The 16,650-nt window shown below is 45.0% G+C and carries 18 protein-coding genes and 1 pseudogene; 6 read left to right on the top strand and 13 right to left on the bottom strand.

Translation table 11 applies throughout. From position 1 onward, the window contains the following. Positions 1-24 precede the first annotated feature (24 nt). Complete coding sequence (gene typA / locus NQS30_RS06990; protein ID WP_015239792.1) at positions 25-1,863, bottom strand: translational GTPase TypA; 1,839 nt, start codon at positions 1,861-1,863, stop codon at positions 25-27. 111 nt (positions 1,864-1,974) lie between these two features. Between typA and NQS30_RS06985 the strand changes: the two genes are divergently transcribed. Further along, positions 1,975-2,163 (top strand): YlaF family protein, encoded by a 189-nt coding sequence (locus NQS30_RS06985; RefSeq protein WP_003154504.1) that lies wholly within the window; start codon positions 1,975-1,977, stop codon positions 2,161-2,163. A 309-nt stretch (positions 2,164-2,472) separates the two neighbouring features. Further along, positions 2,473-3,090 carry a hypothetical protein gene (locus NQS30_RS06980; RefSeq protein ID WP_085341973.1) on the top strand — a complete coding sequence of 206 codons (618 nt, stop codon included), beginning with the start codon at positions 2,473-2,475 and terminating at the stop codon, positions 3,088-3,090. Positions 3,091-3,128: 38 nt separating this feature from the next. On the opposite strand, the gene NQS30_RS06975 is transcribed toward NQS30_RS06980, so the two are convergent. Beyond that, the gene (locus NQS30_RS06975; protein WP_025284687.1) at positions 3,129-3,422 is read right to left on the bottom strand and encodes an anti-sigma factor family protein; all 294 of its coding nucleotides are present in this window, start codon (positions 3,420-3,422) and stop codon (positions 3,129-3,131) included. After that, positions 3,419-3,553, bottom strand: a pseudogene (locus NQS30_RS06970) (RNA polymerase sigma factor); the annotation flags it as partial. The gene NQS30_RS06975 and the pseudogene NQS30_RS06970, both read right to left, overlap by 4 nt. Before the next feature lie 366 nt (positions 3,554-3,919). On the opposite strand from NQS30_RS06970, the gene NQS30_RS06965 reads away from it, so the two are divergent. Further along, positions 3,920-5,485 carry a M4 family metallopeptidase gene (locus NQS30_RS06965; protein WP_025284686.1) on the top strand — a complete coding sequence of 522 codons (1,566 nt, stop codon included), beginning with the start codon at positions 3,920-3,922 and terminating at the stop codon, positions 5,483-5,485. A gap of 51 nt (positions 5,486-5,536) precedes the next feature. Here the strand turns inward: NQS30_RS06965 and NQS30_RS06960 are convergent, their stop codons facing one another. The 3 genes from NQS30_RS06960 to NQS30_RS06950 form a co-directional block, all read right to left on the bottom strand. Then, entirely contained in the window at positions 5,537-5,989 is a 453-nt protein-coding gene (locus NQS30_RS06960) for a GNAT family N-acetyltransferase (RefSeq protein ID WP_060561733.1), read from the bottom strand. Next, on the bottom strand, positions 5,976-6,773 hold the full coding sequence (gene suhB, locus NQS30_RS06955) for an inositol-1-monophosphatase (protein WP_007409670.1): 798 nt from the start codon (positions 6,771-6,773) through the stop codon (positions 5,976-5,978). The genes NQS30_RS06960 and suhB overlap by 14 nt, the downstream gene beginning before the upstream one ends. Before the next feature lie 133 nt (positions 6,774-6,906). After that, positions 6,907-7,095, bottom strand: a complete 189-nt coding sequence (locus NQS30_RS06950) for a hypothetical protein (protein ID WP_007409669.1) — start codon at positions 7,093-7,095, stop codon at positions 6,907-6,909. Positions 7,096-7,331: 236 nt separating this feature from the next. Between NQS30_RS06950 and NQS30_RS06945 the strand changes: the two genes are divergently transcribed. Then, positions 7,332-7,964, top strand: a complete 633-nt coding sequence (locus NQS30_RS06945) for a DUF1054 domain-containing protein (protein WP_007409668.1) — start codon at positions 7,332-7,334, stop codon at positions 7,962-7,964. 34 nt (positions 7,965-7,998) lie between these two features. On the opposite strand, the gene NQS30_RS06940 is transcribed toward NQS30_RS06945, so the two are convergent. Beyond that, positions 7,999-8,265: a UPF0223 family protein gene (locus NQS30_RS06940; RefSeq protein WP_007409667.1), complete on the bottom strand. Its 267-nt coding sequence runs from the start codon at positions 8,263-8,265 to the stop codon at positions 7,999-8,001. A gap of 179 nt (positions 8,266-8,444) precedes the next feature. On the opposite strand from NQS30_RS06940, the gene NQS30_RS06935 reads away from it, so the two are divergent. Next, entirely contained in the window at positions 8,445-9,917 is a 1,473-nt protein-coding gene (locus NQS30_RS06935; RefSeq protein ID WP_076424075.1) for an aminotransferase class I/II-fold pyridoxal phosphate-dependent enzyme, read from the top strand. Positions 9,918-9,964: 47 nt separating this feature from the next. On the opposite strand, the gene NQS30_RS06930 is transcribed toward NQS30_RS06935, so the two are convergent. Together NQS30_RS06930 and NQS30_RS06925 are read right to left on the bottom strand one after the other, a co-directional pair. Then, the gene (locus NQS30_RS06930) at positions 9,965-10,084 is read right to left on the bottom strand and encodes a GapA-binding peptide SR1P (protein ID WP_003154518.1); all 120 of its coding nucleotides are present in this window, start codon (positions 10,082-10,084) and stop codon (positions 9,965-9,967) included. A 113-nt stretch (positions 10,085-10,197) separates the two neighbouring features. Next, positions 10,198-10,998, bottom strand: coding sequence for a polysaccharide deacetylase family protein (locus tag NQS30_RS06925; RefSeq protein WP_094032414.1), 801 nt, complete (start codon positions 10,996-10,998; stop codon positions 10,198-10,200). A gap of 247 nt (positions 10,999-11,245) precedes the next feature. Between NQS30_RS06925 and NQS30_RS06920 the strand changes: the two genes are divergently transcribed. Beyond that, the gene (locus tag NQS30_RS06920; protein WP_007409664.1) at positions 11,246-11,620 is read left to right on the top strand and encodes a hypothetical protein; all 375 of its coding nucleotides are present in this window, start codon (positions 11,246-11,248) and stop codon (positions 11,618-11,620) included. Between the two features lie 47 nt (positions 11,621-11,667). On the opposite strand, the gene lpdA is transcribed toward NQS30_RS06920, so the two are convergent. From lpdA to pdhA, 4 genes are all read right to left on the bottom strand, one after another. Next, positions 11,668-13,080, bottom strand: a complete 1,413-nt coding sequence (gene lpdA, locus NQS30_RS06915; RefSeq protein WP_007409663.1) for a dihydrolipoyl dehydrogenase — start codon at positions 13,078-13,080, stop codon at positions 11,668-11,670. A gap of 4 nt (positions 13,081-13,084) precedes the next feature. Then, positions 13,085-14,413 (bottom strand): pyruvate dehydrogenase complex dihydrolipoyllysine-residue acetyltransferase, encoded by a 1,329-nt coding sequence (pdhC, locus tag NQS30_RS06910; RefSeq protein ID WP_012117474.1) that lies wholly within the window; start codon positions 14,411-14,413, stop codon positions 13,085-13,087. A 123-nt stretch (positions 14,414-14,536) separates the two neighbouring features. Beyond that, complete coding sequence (gene pdhB / locus NQS30_RS06905) at positions 14,537-15,514, bottom strand: pyruvate dehydrogenase complex E1 component subunit beta (RefSeq protein ID WP_059367064.1); 978 nt, start codon at positions 15,512-15,514, stop codon at positions 14,537-14,539. A 3-nt stretch (positions 15,515-15,517) separates the two neighbouring features. After that, positions 15,518-16,633: a pyruvate dehydrogenase (acetyl-transferring) E1 component subunit alpha gene (pdhA, locus tag NQS30_RS06900; RefSeq protein WP_007611171.1), complete on the bottom strand. Its 1,116-nt coding sequence runs from the start codon at positions 16,631-16,633 to the stop codon at positions 15,518-15,520. Positions 16,634-16,650 lie beyond the last annotated feature (17 nt).

The raw sequence follows: 16,650 nt of genomic DNA, 5'->3' as shown, positions 1-16,650 counted from the left end.
TACCTTTTCAAATTCTGCAAGTGATTAAGACATTCCTGCTGTTTTTTTCTTTTTCGCCGCTTTTTCACGTTCGTTTTTATTCAGGATTTTCTTTCTTAAACGGATGGATTCCGGCGTTACTTCACAGTATTCATCTTCGTTTAAGTACTCGAGTGATTCTTCCAGCGACATAATGCGCGCTTTCTTAATCGTAGTCGTTTGATCCTTCGTAGCGGAACGGACGTTTGTCTGCTGTTTCATTTTGCTGACATTGACGACAAGGTCATTGTCACGGTTATGTTCGCCGACAATCATGCCTTCATATACTTCTGTTCCGGGCTCAACGAAGATGACGCCGCGGTCTTCAATACCTTGAATTCCGTAAGATGTCGCTTTTCCGTTTTCCATGGAAACGAGCACACCCTGACGTCGGCCTCCGACTTGGCCTTTTTGCATCGGCTGATAGCTGTCAAACGTGTGGTTCAGGATACCGAAACCGCGTGTCAGTGACAGAAACTCAGTAGAATAGCCGATGAGTCCGCGTGAAGGTACGGTAAAGATCAGGCGGACCTGGCCGTTTCCGTTATTAATCATATCAAGCATTTCGCCTTTTCTCGCACCCATTGATTCCATAACAGAACCGGTATGCTCTTCAGGCACGTCAATCTGCACGCGCTCAACAGGCTCGCAGCTTACGCCGTCGATTTCCTTAATGATAACTTCAGGTTTAGACACTTGAAGCTCATAGCCTTCACGGCGCATGTTTTCAATTAAAATGGACAGGTGAAGCTCACCGCGTCCTGAAACAACCCATGCGTCAGGTGATGCAGTCGGTTCGACACGAAGACTGACGTCTGTTTGAAGCTGCGCGTTCAGACGCTCTTCAATTTTGCGGGCTGTGACATATTTGCCTTCACGGCCTGCAAACGGGCTGTTGTTTACGACAAATGTCATTTGAAGCGTAGGCTCATCAATGCGCAGAACCGGCAGCGGCTCATGGTGGTCAGCCGGACAAACCGTTTCACCGACATTGATGTCTTCCATGCCCGAAACGGCAACGAGGTCTCCCGCTCTCGCTTCTTCAATTTCCACGCGTTTCAATCCTTGGAAACCGAAGATTTTCGTTACGCGGAATGATTTTACCGTTCCGTCAAGTTTCATCAATGAAACCTGCTGACCCACTTTCATCGTGCCGCGGAAAACGCGTCCGATACCGATACGGCCGACATAATCATTGTAATCAAGCAGCGCCACTTGGAATTGAAGAGGCTCTTCGGCGTTATCTGCCGGGGCAGGGACATGTTCAAGAATCGTTTCATACAGTGATTCCATATTTTCGTCCTGCTTTTTCGGATCCAGACTTGCCGTTCCGTTAATCGCAGAAGCGTAGACGACAGGGAACTCAAGCTGTTGTTCGTTTGCGTCAAGCTCGATGAACAAATCAAGCACTTCATCAATGACTTCTTCCGGGCGGGCAAAATCACGGTCGATTTTGTTTACGACGACAACCGGATTTAAGTTCTGCTCAAGGGCTTTTTTCAGTACGAAACGGGTTTGCGGCATGCAGCCTTCATATGCGTCAACGACTAACAGAACGCCGTCAACCATTTTCATAATCCGTTCTACCTCTCCGCCGAAGTCGGCGTGTCCCGGAGTGTCCAAAATATTAATGCGTGTATCTTTATAGTTAATCGCAGTATTTTTCGCAAGAATTGTAATACCGCGTTCACGTTCAAGATCGTTTGAATCCATTGCGCGTTCGGCAATATTTTCGTTGGCACGGAATGTTCCGGCTTGGTGAAGCAATTGGTCTACCAAAGTCGTTTTCCCATGGTCAACGTGGGCAATAATCGCGATGTTGCGAAGATCGTTTCGAAGTTTCACATTTTCATCTCCTAAAAAAATTAGATAACTTTCATATTATACCACACATCCTCTTTAAAAGCGTTACGTTTTTCTGTAAACTGAAAGTATGACGTTAAAGGGGATGGAAATATGAAAAAATTGAATTGGCTCTTATTATTATTTGCATTCGCAGCAGTCTTCAGCATGATGCTGATCGGCGTATCAATCGCTGAGAAAAGCGCATGGGGCATCATCGGAAGCATTGTTCTCGTTATCGCCATGATGGGAAGCGGTTTCACCGTAAAGAAAAAAATGCGCGAACAGGGACTGCTTGATTAAAAGCATGACCCTTTGCAAAATTCCGTAAACATGGAAAGAAAATATCTAATGAAGCCTGAATCAAAGATTCAGGCTTTTTTACATCCTCAAAACAGGCTGAGATGTAAGGCTTATCTCCCCCGCCGCCTAGTCAGGAAGCCGGAAATGACAGCTCCCATTCTAGTTACATCAGCAGATTCCCTCAGAATATGCAGTCTGAAATAGTCCGGCATCGTTATGCAGAAAATACCATACCTCCTATTTCAATTCCATCATTGTCTTTTTATACTTGTGGCTGTAAGCAAATACACATGACAAGGAGAGAACGAAATGAAAACACCTTTTTTGAAGAAAACCGCTGTAACTGCCGCCGCAACCGCCTCAGCCGCCTTGCTTGCATTCAGTCCGCTTGATTCTGCCGGCGCAAAAACGATTCAGGCAAATGAACCGCATGTCCTGCAGGCTTCCGCAGAGAAAACACCGGAAGACGCGGCAAAACTCATTGACATCATCAGCCAATCGATTTACGAAAAAGACGGTGTCTATTATTTTGACGGCGAAAAAGCGGTTGAATTGGGATTAGATCAAGAACAAGCCCAGATCATTCAAAAGCTGTGGGACAGTTCAACCGAATTTTTAACCGTACTTTCCCAATGTATTGAGAAAACGGACGGCGAATATACATTTAATAAAGAAAAAGCGGTGGAGCTCGGCTTTACGGAAAAAGAGGCCCTTATCGTTGATCAGCTGTTCACCGCTTTTTCCCAAAGTCTTCATATCCTTCAATCTGCGCTGATTGAAGAAGACGGTGTGTATACATTTGATCAGGAACTTGCTGAAAAAGCAGGAGCAGGAAAAAAAGAAGCAAAGCTGTGTGCCGGATTCTTTAATTCACTGCCCCAGGAATTGCTTGAAGGCATTTATACAGCCTTTCATCCGGCTGAGTAAACGGATTAGAACGCCCGGTCATTCAGCCGGGCGTTTTTTTAAATCAGCAGTTTAAGGACCAGCATGATAAGAAATACAGCGCCGAACAAACAGGCTGCTTTTATCAGCAGCTTTCCGTAATACCGTTCCTTAAACCGCCTTTCTTCTTCTGCATAACAGGCTGGCGCCTTCATCTCAGGGCTGCCGAGGTCAAGCGGCTCCTTCATCATATGATATAAACTCCCGCACTTACCGCATGATTCAAGATGGCGGGAAATAAACCGCTCCGTTTCTGTTTCACAATCGCCTTCAATATATAAAGGGAGTAAATCTCTCACTAAACAGCAAGTCATATCTGTCCGTCCTTCCTTTTTTCCCCAAAGTGCTGTTTCAGCTGCATTCTCGCCCTGTACAGGGTGCTCTTCACCTTCGAAAGACTCCAGTCCAAAACATCAGCAATCTCTTCGTAAGACAGCTCTTGAAATACCTGTCGAAATGCTGAATAAAATGACTGAAAATCTCTGACATCTGAAACAATCCTTTTCGTTTATTAAGGCCTCACCCGTTTAGACAAACGGCTATAAAAAAAGTTTTACAGATCGGAACATTTTTCCCCTATCATTTTTCCCGACTTCATTTGTCATTTTTTTCAGAATAAATCGCATCATTCGACTCATGTCTGATTCAACACGTGCCTCTCGGCTTATCCCCCAATGCTGGCCGCCGGAAGCCTTTCCGGGACGATTCTATCAATTCATCAGCGGAGTCTAGTTTTATATTGCAGAATGAGAGAATGCTGGTTTATTATAACAATATAAGTTTTCATTATTTTCAAAAAGGGGGATTTATTGTGGGTTTAGGTAAGAAATTGTCTGTTGCTGTCGCCGCTTCCTTTATGAGTTTAACTATCAGTCTTCCAGGTGTTCAGGCCGCTGAGAATCCTCAGCTTAAAGAAAACCTGACGAACTTTGTGCCGAAGCATTCTTTGGTGCAGTCTGAGTTGCCTTCAGTCAGTGACAAAGCAATCAAGCAATACTTGAAACAAAACGGCAAAGTCTTCAAAGGCAACCCTTCTGAGAGACTGAAGCTGATTGACCACACGACCGATGATCTCGGCTACAAGCACTTCCGTTATGTGCCTGTCGTTAACGGTGTGCCTGTGAAAGACTCGCAAGTCATTATTCACGTCGATAAATCCAACAATGTCTATGCGATTAACGGTGAATTAAACAACGATGCTTCTGCCAAAACGGCTAACAGCAAAAAATTATCTGCAAATCAGGCGCTGGATCATGCTTTTAAAGCAATCGGCAAATCACCTGAAGCCGTCTCTAACGGCAACGTTACAAACAAAAACAAAGCCGAGCTGAAAGCAGCGGCCACAAAAGACGGTAAATACCGCCTCGCCTATGATGTAACCATCCGCTACATCGAACCGGAACCAGCTAACTGGGAAGTAACCGTTGATGCGGAAACAGGGAAAGTCCTGAAAAAGCAAAACAAAGTGGAGCATGCCGCTGCAACCGGAACAGGTACGACTCTTAAAGGAAAAACGGTCTCATTAAATATTTCTTCTGAAAGCGGCAAATATGTAATGCGTGATCTTTCTAAACCTACCGGAACGCAAATTATTACGTACGATCTGCAAAACCGACAATATAACCTGCCGGGCACACTCGTATCAAGCACTACCAACCAGTTCACAACTTCTTCTCAGCGCGCTGCCGTTGATGCGCATTACAATCTCGGCAAAGTGTACGATTATTTCTATCAGACGTTTAAACGCAATAGCTACGACAATAAAGGCGGCAAAATCGTATCTTCCGTTCATTACGGCAGCAAATACAATAACGCGGCCTGGATCGGCGACCAAATGATTTACGGTGACGGTGACGGCTCATTCTTCTCGCCTCTTTCCGGTTCAATGGACGTAACGGCCCATGAAATGACACACGGTGTTACACAGGAAACAGCCAACCTGAACTATGAAAATCAGCCGGGCGCTTTAAACGAATCCTTCTCTGATGTATTCGGATACTTCAATGATACTGAGGACTGGGATATCGGTGAAGATATTACGGTCAGCCAGCCGGCTCTCCGCAGTTTATCCACTCCGACAAAATACGGACAGCCCGACCATTACAAAAATTATCAAAACCTTCCGAACACTGATGCCGGCGACTACGGCGGCGTGCATACAAACAGCGGAATTCCGAACAAAGCCGCTTACAACACGATTACAAAAATCGGCGTAAAAAAAGCGGAGCAGATTTACTATCGCGCACTAACGGTATATCTCACTCCGTCATCAAACTTTAAAGATGCAAAAGCAGCTTTGATTCAATCAGCGCGGGACCTTTACGGCTCTCAAGACGCTGCAAGCGTAGAAGCGGCCTGGAATGCGGTCGGCTTGTAAACAAGAAAAGAGACCGGAGAAATCCGGTCTCTTTTTTATATCTGAAACATTTCACAATGGCTTCACCATGATCATATATGTCTTTTCACGATCGTCTTTTTCAAGCTTAAGCTGTTCAAAGCCGCATTGGCTTAAAAACAAAACCCATTCCTGCCTGTCCAGGGGAACGGCTGAAAACATCGCTTTATGCTCCCCTCTCAGCCGGCCCGCAATCTCTTCAATGACCGCGCGTCCGATTCCTTTCTCTTTTGCTTCCGGAGCGACGGCCACGGTTCCGAGCCACGGTTTTCCGTTTGAAGGCGCCCATTCCAAATGAAAACTGACGGCGGCAGGAGCGCCGTCAATCTCCCATACGAGCCATGTTCCATTGTACATGGAGTATGCAAGCATAAACTCCGCCGCATTTTTTGTTCCGAACTCTTCGTTTTTCCACACCGGGTGTGATGTCGCCAGCTGCTCCAGAAACCCGAGATCTTCTTCTTCAAAATCTCTACCTGTCAGCATGTAAATAGTCGTCAAAGATAATTTTATGTATTGCCGGATTGCCCGCAAGCACGCTGTGGTTGTCTAAAAACGTAAACGGTTCGCCGTCTGTGGTCGTGTAAATGCCCCCGACTTCGTTCAGCAGCACGCAGCCGGCAGCGTAATCCCACGGCGCGAGCCTCATCGTAATGTATGCGTCAATGCGGCCGGCCGCAACACTGGCCAGCTCAAGTGCCGCCGAACCGTAGGAACGCGTTCCTCTGACCCGTTTTACGAGCGGCGCCAAAATACTCGGGTCAATCCTTCTGTTTTCCGTCACCCATGTGGCATTGATTGCAATAATGGCTTCTTCAATGGAAGCTTCTTTTAAAGGAGCAAGCGGCGTGTCGTTCAGATAAGCCCCTTTTCCGCTGAATGCGTGATACAGTTCGTCCTGCATCACATCATAAATTAAGCCGATTTTGCCTTTTCCGTCTTCAAAGATGCCGATGGAGATCGCGAAATGCCGCTTTTGATGGACAAAATTCATCGTTCCGTCAATCGGATCAATGATCCAGACGATTCCGTCAAGGGAGCGGAGCTTATCTCCCTGCCCTTCTTCTCCGAGAATCCGGTGTCCGGGAAAAGTTCCCTGTATACGGTCAATGAAAAAGCGTTCCGTCTCTTTATCAATATTTGTGACTAAATCATTCGGATTTGATTTTGTTTCAATCGTCAAGCTTTCCTGCATGGATTGTCTGATTCTCGTTCCGGCTTCTTTTACCCATTGTTTTGCGATATCATCAATTTCCGTCCAATTTGTCATACCGTGTACCTCTTTTCTATGTATAGCTTATTCTATAGCATACTGATAAAGGCGATGAAAAAGCAAGGAAAATGAAAAAAATGCCTTCTCACGTAAAAACGAACCATTTCCTGCGGTTCGTTTTTACTATTCTTTATCCGTTAAGCCGAATCCATTCTTTTCTGAGACGTTCCAGTTTTCTTTTGCTGAGATCGATTTGATCTGCATTCTCTTTTTGCATGGCCTCATACAGGGTTGCCAATTCATAATCAACCTCTAGTCTCCAGACAGCTACACGGTTATTTTTTTCCTCCCTGAATCCTTCCTTCACCACTTGCCTCATTGTCTTTCGCCCCTTCCAGAGATCATTTGTTAAAAAAGCATCCCATTTTTCCAATTTATTAATGATACTTCTTATATCGTATGGAAACTTATATTCGGCTGTAACAACATTCTTAAAATTGTGTGTTTACCTATTCGTTTTTTACCACCAATCCTCTCGGCTCAAACGTTCTCAATGTTTTTGCGGCCGGCGGCGGCTGTGGTAAAATATGAATACTTACGATAAGGAGGAAAAAGATGACTCAGATGCGTTTTACAAAAGAAGACTTCGATACATTTACAATAGAAGGTTTAGATCCGCGCATGGAGGTGTTAAAAGAACAAGTCCGCCCGAAGCTGACCTTGTTAGGAGAGCATTTCGCACCGACATTGTCAGCATTGACAGGCGATGAAATGTTCCCGCATGTCGCCAAGCACGCGAGAAGATCTGTCAACCCGCCGGCTGACAGCTGGGTTGCCTTTGCCAACAGCAAACGCGGGTATAAGAAACTCCCTCACTTTCAGATCGGTTTATGGGACACCCATATGTTTGTATGGTTTGCCATCATTTATGAATCTCCGATAAAAGAGGAATACGGCAGATTGCTGGAAGCGAAGCAGGAGGACATCACAAAACAGATTCCCGGTCATTTTGTATGGTCGCCGGATCATACGAAGCCAGGGGCGTACAAGCAGTCCGACATGGATCAGGAGCAGCTGAAAACATTATTTGAACGCCTGCAGACAGTGAAAAAAGCAGAGCTTTTGTGCGGCATTCAGCTGCAAAAAGAAGACGTGATCAACATGAACAACAATGAATTCCTGCAAACCATTGAAGATGCTTTTAGGAAGCTTTCCTTTTTATACACACTGACTCAGAAAGTCTCATAACATAAAAAGCGGGCCGATTGCCGGCTCGCTTTGTCTACATTTTGATAATCGCTTGATCTGATTGTTTCGCCTGTTTCACAGTCCGATACGGGGAATAGGTGCTGTCAGCTTCAAATTGGCTGCAGATTTTCTTTTCTTCCGCTTTCCCGGGAACGATTTCTTTAAAGCGGCGGTACGCATTCAGAAGTCTGTCTCGGTCAGCTCCTTTTTCATAGGCGTTTTCCACCTGCTGAAAAAAAGCAATGACATCCACGGCCTCCTCTGTCGTCCAGTCCTCATTCATCGGATATTGATATTCCAAATGTCTTCACTCCTTTATAATCATGCTCAAAATAAGCATCTTCCATAGATCATAAATTGTTCTTTACTTTCTTTCAAGTTCATAATATAATTCATTTGTTTTACGTTTAAAAAACGGGTAATAAAACTGAATGTAATACAAACTAATCCGTAGGTATTATGATAAAGGTGGGAAAACAATTGCCGCAACATGAAACACCCCTGTACAGCGGACTGAAAAAGCACGCGGACAGACAGCCTGTCCAATTCCACATTCCGGGCCATAAAAAAGGCGCGGGAATGGATCCGGAATTCAGACAATTTATCGGAGAAAACGCGTTAAGCATAGATTTAATTAATATCGAACCTCTGGATGATTTACATGCGCCAAAGGGCATCATTAAAGAAGCCCAGGATCTGGCCGCGGAAGCATTCGGCGCAGACCATACCTTCTTTTCCGTACAAGGGACGAGCGGCGCCATTATGACGATGGTCATGGCCGTATGCGGACCCGGAGATAAAATCATCATCCCGAGAAACGTTCATAAATCCATTATGTCGGCCATTGTATTTTCCGGAGCGGTGCCGATTTTTATTCACCCGGAAATTGACGATGAGCTCGGAATTTCTCACGGCATTACGCTTGAGTCCGCCGAGCGGGCTTTGACGGAGCACCCTGACGCAAAAGGCCTGCTTGTCATAAATCCGACGTACTTCGGTGTGGCAGCTGACTTGAGCAGCATTGTAAAGCTCGCGCATTCTTTCGATGTGCCTGTGCTTGTCGATGAAGCGCACGGCGTGCATATTCATTTTCATGATAAGCTTCCTCTGTCCGCCATGCAGGCGGGCGCTGATATGGCAGCCACAAGCGTGCACAAATTGGGAGGCTCCCTGACGCAGAGCTCCATTTTAAATGTGAGAGAAGGTCTTGTTTCCAAAGAAAGAGTACAGTCGATTTTAAGCATGCTGACGACAACGTCAACATCCTATCTGCTTCTCGCTTCACTGGATGTCGCAAGAAAACGCCTCGCTACAGAAGGCCGCGACCTTCTTGAAGATACGATTCTGCTGGCGGATCAGACACGGAAACGCCTCAATCAAATTGAAGGCATCCGCTGTGTCGGCGAAGAAATCACAGGGTCTAAAGCTGCATTCAGTTATGATCCGACTAAATTAATCATTTCGGTCAAAAACCTCGGCCTGACGGGTCATGACGTTGAAAAATGGCTCCGCGAATCATATAATATCGAAGTCGAGCTGTCCGATTTGTATAATATTTTATGTATTTTCACCCCCGGCGACAGAGCGGGAGATGCCGACCGTCTTGTAAGCGCGCTTACAGACATTTCAAAGCAGGCTTCCGACAATGACTATGCTCATCAGCAAACCGAAGTTCTGCTTCCTGAAATTCCTCTGTTAGCGATGACGCCAAGAGACGCGTTTTACGCAAATACGGAAGTCATTCCGTTAAAAGAATCCGCGGGACGGATCATCGCAGAGTTTGTCATGGTGTACCCGCCGGGAATTCCGATCTTTATTCCGGGCGAGATCATTACTGAAGAAAATATCAGCTACATTTTTAAAAACTTGGACGCCGGCCTTCCTGTGCAGGGTCCCGAAGATGCAACGCTTGAAATGATCAGAGTCATCAAAGAGCAAAAAGCCATCCAATAAACATAAAGAAGCCCGAAACGAAATCGTTTCGGGCCTTTTTACGCTTTTTACTCTTCTTCAAGATGACACTGGCATTGTCCGCAGCATGTTCCGTATAACGTCGTGACCTTCTCATCCTCAAAGTAATGAATCGCTTCGTTACAGTCTTGGCAAACAATTGTACCCATCTGTCATTCCCCATTTCTCAGAATTTGAAAACGCTTAATTTTCACTTGTTGTTATTATATTATTATGTCACATTTAATATGTCAACTGATAAATTGTATAACACATTTATTTTTTACGGTCTTTTTATAGCTCGAGGATCAATCACAGTATATCCTTTATGACGCAATCCTTTTACAATGTCCGGCATGGCTTCCGCCGTCCATTTCCGGTCATGCATCAATATGTTGGCCCCGTCCCGCAGATAAGGACTGCTCAGTGTGATATCGGTAAGCGCTTTTTTGGATTGATATTTCTGATCCCAATCATACCCGAAGGTCCAGTTCATTTTCACCATACCTTCTTTTTTTATAAGTCTGTCACTGTAGTCCGTATTGCTTCCGAAAGGCGCCCTGAAAAATGCGGGTTTCTCTCCTATTACCTTTTCAACCGCTTTATTGACGCCAATGATTTCTTCACGTTGTTTTTGTTCGGAAAGATCTTTTAAGTTTTGATGAGTCATTGTATGATTACCGATCATAAAACCTAACTCATGAATATGCTTAAGCGCTTTCTTATTTTCATCTTTTTTCAAAAAATGTCCGTTTACAAAAAAGATCGCTGACGCATTGAGATCGTGCAGTTTGTCCGCAATCTCAGCGGCATGCTGATCAGGCGCGTCATCGATCGTTACCAATGCGATCGGTTTTTTCTCTTTCTGTTCATCCATTTTTTCCACAGAAAAGCTATTCGGATTGATATAGTAACGGGGCTCCGCCTTCTGTTTTTTCTGTTTTTCCTCTTTTGTATGGTGGTTTTCCCGTTTGGCATGATTGGCCGCGGCTTGAGAATGGGGTTTGTTTGTTTGCATCTTTTCATTTGATTGGCAGCCGGCGAGTAAGCACATACATATGACAGCTGCAGCGGCTTTATACATGACAATCCCTCCTGATATGGTTTTGCTCCCAGTATAACGAAAAAACAGCGCTCTCACGAAAAACAATGTGCCTTTTTTACACATCGGCTGCGCAAGTTGTCACACGTATTATTTCTTCATTAAAAACGGTTTCAATTATATAACAATTCAGTAACAAGCCTTAGGTTTTTCACCTCTCGTGATACACTTGATATAGGCTTATAAATGGATGAACCCATATATTATATAAAACAGAGGAGTAAGATAGATGCGCTACCGTACGGTGATTCCCTTTTTTTTGATGCTGTTCGTTCTGTCAAGCTGTTCGGTTTCTACTGTCAGTCCATTCACAAAAAACCGGATCGACAGCATTCATCACACTCAAATCTTGTTTTTTTCCGATGAAAATCATATAGATAAAGAAGTGCCTTATTACGATGCGATTCTTGATTTAGAAAAGAAATATCCCCATCATGTCGATCAAATGAAGGTTTATGACAACAGAAAGGGATGGGAAGAGGAAATCAACACGTTCCCTGCGCTGATGGTGATCAATCATCGGCATGTGGTCATGAAGATTGAGGGATCCGTAAAGAAAAAAGAGGATATCATCAAACCTATGCAGCATGTGCTTGCACAATAAAAACAGCCCCCGCTTTTACAAACGGGGGCTGTTTCTTTGTTACATTATTATTTTACGATATGGATCGGGCTTCCGATTGCTACTTCGGCAGCTTCCATAGTGATTTCGCCCAATGTCGGGTGAGCGTGAATTGTCATTGCGATATCTTCAGCAGTCATTCCGCCTTCGATCGCCAGGCTCAATTCAGAAATCATGTCAGAAGCGCTTGCGCCGGCAATTTGCGCACCGATTACAAGACCGTCTTCTTTACGAGTGATCAGCTTCATGAAGCCGTCAGTTTCGTTAAGAGACAGCGCACGTCCGTTTGCTGCAAACGGGAACTTAGCTGCAACGACTTCAATGCCTTCTTCTTTCGCCTGTGCTTCAGTGTAACCGACAGAAGCCAGTTCAGGCTCAGAGAATACAACCGCCGGAATACCGAGGTAATCGATTTCAGCCGGCTCTCCTGAAATAGCTTCGGCAGCGATTTTACCTTCGTAAGACGCTTTGTGAGCCAATGGAGGTCCGTCAATGATGTCACCGATTGCGTAAATGTTCGGTACGTTTGTGCGGCACTGCTTGTCTGTTTTAATGACACCGCGGTCAGTCATTTCGATACCGACTTGCTCAAGGCCGAGCTCATCAGTGTTCGGACGGCGTCCGACAGTGATTAATACGTAATCAGCATCAACCGTTTTTTCTTCGCCTTTTACTTCGAATGTAACTGTTACGCCGTCAGGTCTTTCCTCAACGCCTTTAGCCATGGCGCTTGTATGGATTTCAACGTTGCCTTTTTTCTTCAGTCTGCGGGTAACGAGAGAACTCATTTGTTTTTCGAAGCCAGGAAGAATTTCATCTCCGCCTTCTAAAATAACCAATTCAGTTCCGAAGTTCGCATACGCTGTTCCAAGCTCAGTACCGATATATCCGCCGCCGATAACAACGAGCTTTTTCGGAATTTCTTTAAGCGCAAGTGCGCCTGTAGAGTTCAGAACGCGTTCGCTATATTTGAAGTTTGGCAATTCGATAGGGCGAGAACCGGTAGCAATGATTGCGTTTTTAAATGTGTATGTTTGCGCAGAGTTCTCATCCATTACACGGACAGAGTTGCTGTCTACGAAATAAGCTTCCCCTTTTATAACATCCACTTTATTTCCTTTTAAAAGACCTGCAACACCGCCGGTAAGCTTATTTACAACAGAAGCTTTCCATTCTTGGACTTTTGTAAAGTCAACCGTTACGTTCTCAGCAGTGATTCCCATGTCATCTGAATGTTTTGCATTCTCGTAACGATGGCCTGCATTGATGAGCGCTTTTGAAGGAATACAGCCGACGTTCAGACAAACGCCTCCAAGAGTTGCTTTTTCAACGACTGTTACTTTTTGTCCAAGCTGAGCAGCGCGGATGGCAGCTACATAGCCGCCGGGTCCCGCACCAATCACAAGAGTATCTGTTTCAATAGGGAAATCTCCTACTACCATAACATTACGCCTCCATTAAAATAAGTTGTGGATCGTTCAGTAAACGCTTGATGTGGTTTAACGCATTTTGTGCAGTTGCTCCGTCAATCATACGGTGGTCAAAGCTGAGAGAAAGAGCTAAGACAGGAGCAGCTACAATTTCACCGTCACGGACGATCGCTTTTTCAGCAATACGGCCGATACCGAGAATCGCAACCTCTGGATGGTTGATAACCGGTGTGAACCATTGGCCTCCGGCAGAACCGATATTTGTGATCGTGCAAGAAGCGCCTTTCATTTCCGCAGGTGCAAGCTTGCCTTCACGCGCTTTTGTTGCAAGGCTGTTGATTTCATCAGAGATTTCGAAAACGGCTTTACGGTCGGCATTTTTCACTACCGGCACAAGCAGGCCTTTTTCGGTATCCGCTGCAATTCCGATGTTGAAGTAATGTTTTTGGATCACTTCATCTGTTTTATCATCAATAGATGTGTTTAAAACAGGGAATTTTTTCAAAGCGGATGTTAATGCTTTGACGACGTAAGGCAGATAAGTCAGCTTGATGCCTTGATCAGCAGCAACTTGTTTGAACTGTTTGCGGTGAGCAACAAGATTTGTTACGTCAACTTCATCCATAAGAGTTACGTGCGGTGCAGTATGCTTAGAGTTCACCATTGCTTTCGCGATCGCTTTACGGATACCGCTCATTTTTTCGCGTGTTTCAGGGAATTCGCCTTCAGGAGCCTGAGCCGCTGCAGGTTTAGCTGTTTCCTGAGGTGCAGCTGTTTCTTGCGGTGCCGCTTCTTGAGCCGCTCCTCCATTTGCAAAGCTGTCGATATCTTCTTTTACAACACGTCCGTTATTGCCTGAACCTGTTACTTTACGGATATCCACGCCTTTTTCACGGGCATATTTGCGTACGGAAGGCATCGCGATCACGCGTTTGTTCGGATCAGCTTCCACTTGGTCCTGCTGTCCTGCGCCGGTTTCTTTTGCAGGCTCTTTAGGAGTCTCTTCTTTAGAGATATCCTGCCCTGCTTCAGCAGACGACTGAACTTGAGCTTCAGTTTTCGCATCTCCTGAATCATGGCTTCCTTTAAATTGAAGATCTTCGTAACCAGGTGCGTCAAACGTAATAATCGTTTGTCCAACAGTTGCAACTGTTCCCTCTTCAACTTTTAATTCTAATACTTTTCCTTTAACAGGTGAAGGAATTTCTACCACTGCTTTATCATTTTGCACTTCAGCCAGAACATCGTCTTCTTCTACCTCGTCGTTCGGCTTAACAAACCATTTTACGATTTCGCCTTCGTGGATACCTTCCCCGATATCCGGAAGTTTAAATTCAAATGCCACAGTTTTCGACCTCCTAGTTGATTAAGCAAATTTTAGTTATGCATTCGCAAGCATTGAACCTAGTAAACAGACTCCTTCATATAAGAGAAAAGGACTCTCTTTACCGTCTTTTATGATGCCTGATTAAAATTCAAGAACTTTTTTCGCAGTTTCAAGAACGTCTTTATGGTTTGGAAGCCATACGCTCTCAGCAAGCGAGAAAGGAAATACTGTATCAGGCGCCGCAACACGCAGAACCGGAGCTTCCAGGCTCAGAATCGCGCGGTCATTGATTTCAGCTACAACGTTGGCAGCGATGCCGGCTTGTTTTTGAGCTTCTTGCACGACAATTACGCGGCCTGTTTTTTCAACAGAAGCAATAATCGTATCAATATCAAGCGGACTTACAGTGCGAAGGTCGATAACTTCAGCAGAAACGCCTTCTTTTTCAAGCTCTTCAGCAGCCTTAAGCGACTCATGAACCATCGCGCCGTATGTGATGATAGAAAGGTCAGTACCTTCGCGTTTCACATCAGCTTTGCCTAGCTCAATTGTGTATTCCTCCTCAGGAACTTCCTGACGGAAAGAACGGTAAAGTTTCATATGCTCTAAGAAAACAACCGGATCATTGTCTCTGATAGAGGCAATCAGCAGTCCTTTTGCATCGTAAGGAGTGGATGGGATAACAACTTTAATACCCGGCTGCTGAGCGATAAGGCCTTCCAAACTGTCAGCGTGAAGTTCAGGTGTATGAACCCCTCCGCCGAATGGAGAACGGATTGTCACCGGAGAAGTCCAGCGTCCGCCGGAACGGTAGCGGAGACGAGCCATTTGTCCTGAGATTGAATCCATTACTTCATATACGAATCCGAAGAATTGGATTTCCATAACAGGACGGTAATCTTGCAGGCCTAAACCGAGAGCCAGACCGCCGATACCGGATTCAGCAAGCGGCGTGTCAAATACGCGGTCCTCACCGAATTCTTTTTGAAGGCCTTCAGTTGCACGGAATACGCCTCCGGCAACGCCTACATCTTCCCCGAAAAGCAGAACGTTTTCATTGTTTTTCAGTTCTGTGCGTAACGCATCAGTGATCGCTTGAATCATTGTCATTTGCGCCATGGCTTACTTCGACTCCTTCGCTTTGTAAATTTCAAGTTGTTCTTTCAAGTTGAACGTCGGCTCTTCAAACATATTCTCAATCAGCTCTGTTACTTTCGGTTTTGATTCGCCGTCAGCCTTTTTGATAGCTTGTTTGATTTCTTCTTTGGCCTGTTCAATCACTTTGTTCTCTTCTTCTTCAGACCATAGTCCTTTGTTTTCCAAGAACTTGCGGAAACGTACGAGCGGGTCTTTTTGCTCCCATTCATTTTCTATTTCTTTCGTACGATATTTAGTCGGATCGTCACCGGACATTGTATGAGGTCCGTAACGGAATGTAAGAGTTTCAATCAGAGTCGGACCTTCACCGTTAATTGCGCGCTGGCGTGCTTCTGCGGTTGCAGCGTAAACGGCAAGTGCATCCATTCCGTCTACTTGAACACCTGTAATACCGACGGCAACTGCTTTTTGGGCAATTGTCTGTGCGGATGATTGCTTTTCTACAGGAGTTGAAATCGCATAGCGGTTATTCTGAACAACGAAGATCGCTGGCGCTTTAAATGCTCCGGCAAAGTTCATTCCTTCATAGAAGTCACCTTGAGAAGCTCCGCCGTCACCAGTGTAAGTAATAGCTACCGCTTTTTTACCGCGCTTTTTAAGACCTAAAGCTACACCTGCGGTTTGGATAATTTGAGCACCAATAATAATTTGAGGTGATAAAGCATTTACTCCCTCAGGCATCTGATTACCTTTAAAATGGCCTCTTGAGAACAGGAATGCCTGGTGTAAAGGAAGACCGTGCCAAATCAGCTGAGGAACGTCACGATAACCCGGAAGGATAAAATCGTCCTGTTCAAGCGCGAAGTGTGATGCAATTTGAGAAGCTTCCTGGCCCGCTGTCGGTGCATAGAAACCTAAACGTCCTTGACGGGAAAGAGAAATTGAACGCTGGTCTAAAATGCGGATATACACCATTCTTCTCATTAATTCCTTTAACTGATCATCTGAAAGATCAGGCATTGCGTCTTTATTTACGACTTCTCCTTCAGCATTTAAAATTTGGAACGTTTCAAACTGCTTATGAATAGCATCAAATTGTTTTTTGCTATCAACAATTGAAGTTTTTGTCTTTGCAGCCATTTTTTAAACCACCTCTT

The organism is Bacillus sp. B1(2022) (assembly GCF_040259625.1).
GTDB classification, from domain to species: Bacteria; Bacillota; Bacilli; order Bacillales; family Bacillaceae; genus Bacillus; species Bacillus velezensis.
The sequence above is the reverse complement of the archived record's forward strand: the minus strand, read 5'-3'. Positions and strand labels throughout refer to the sequence as shown.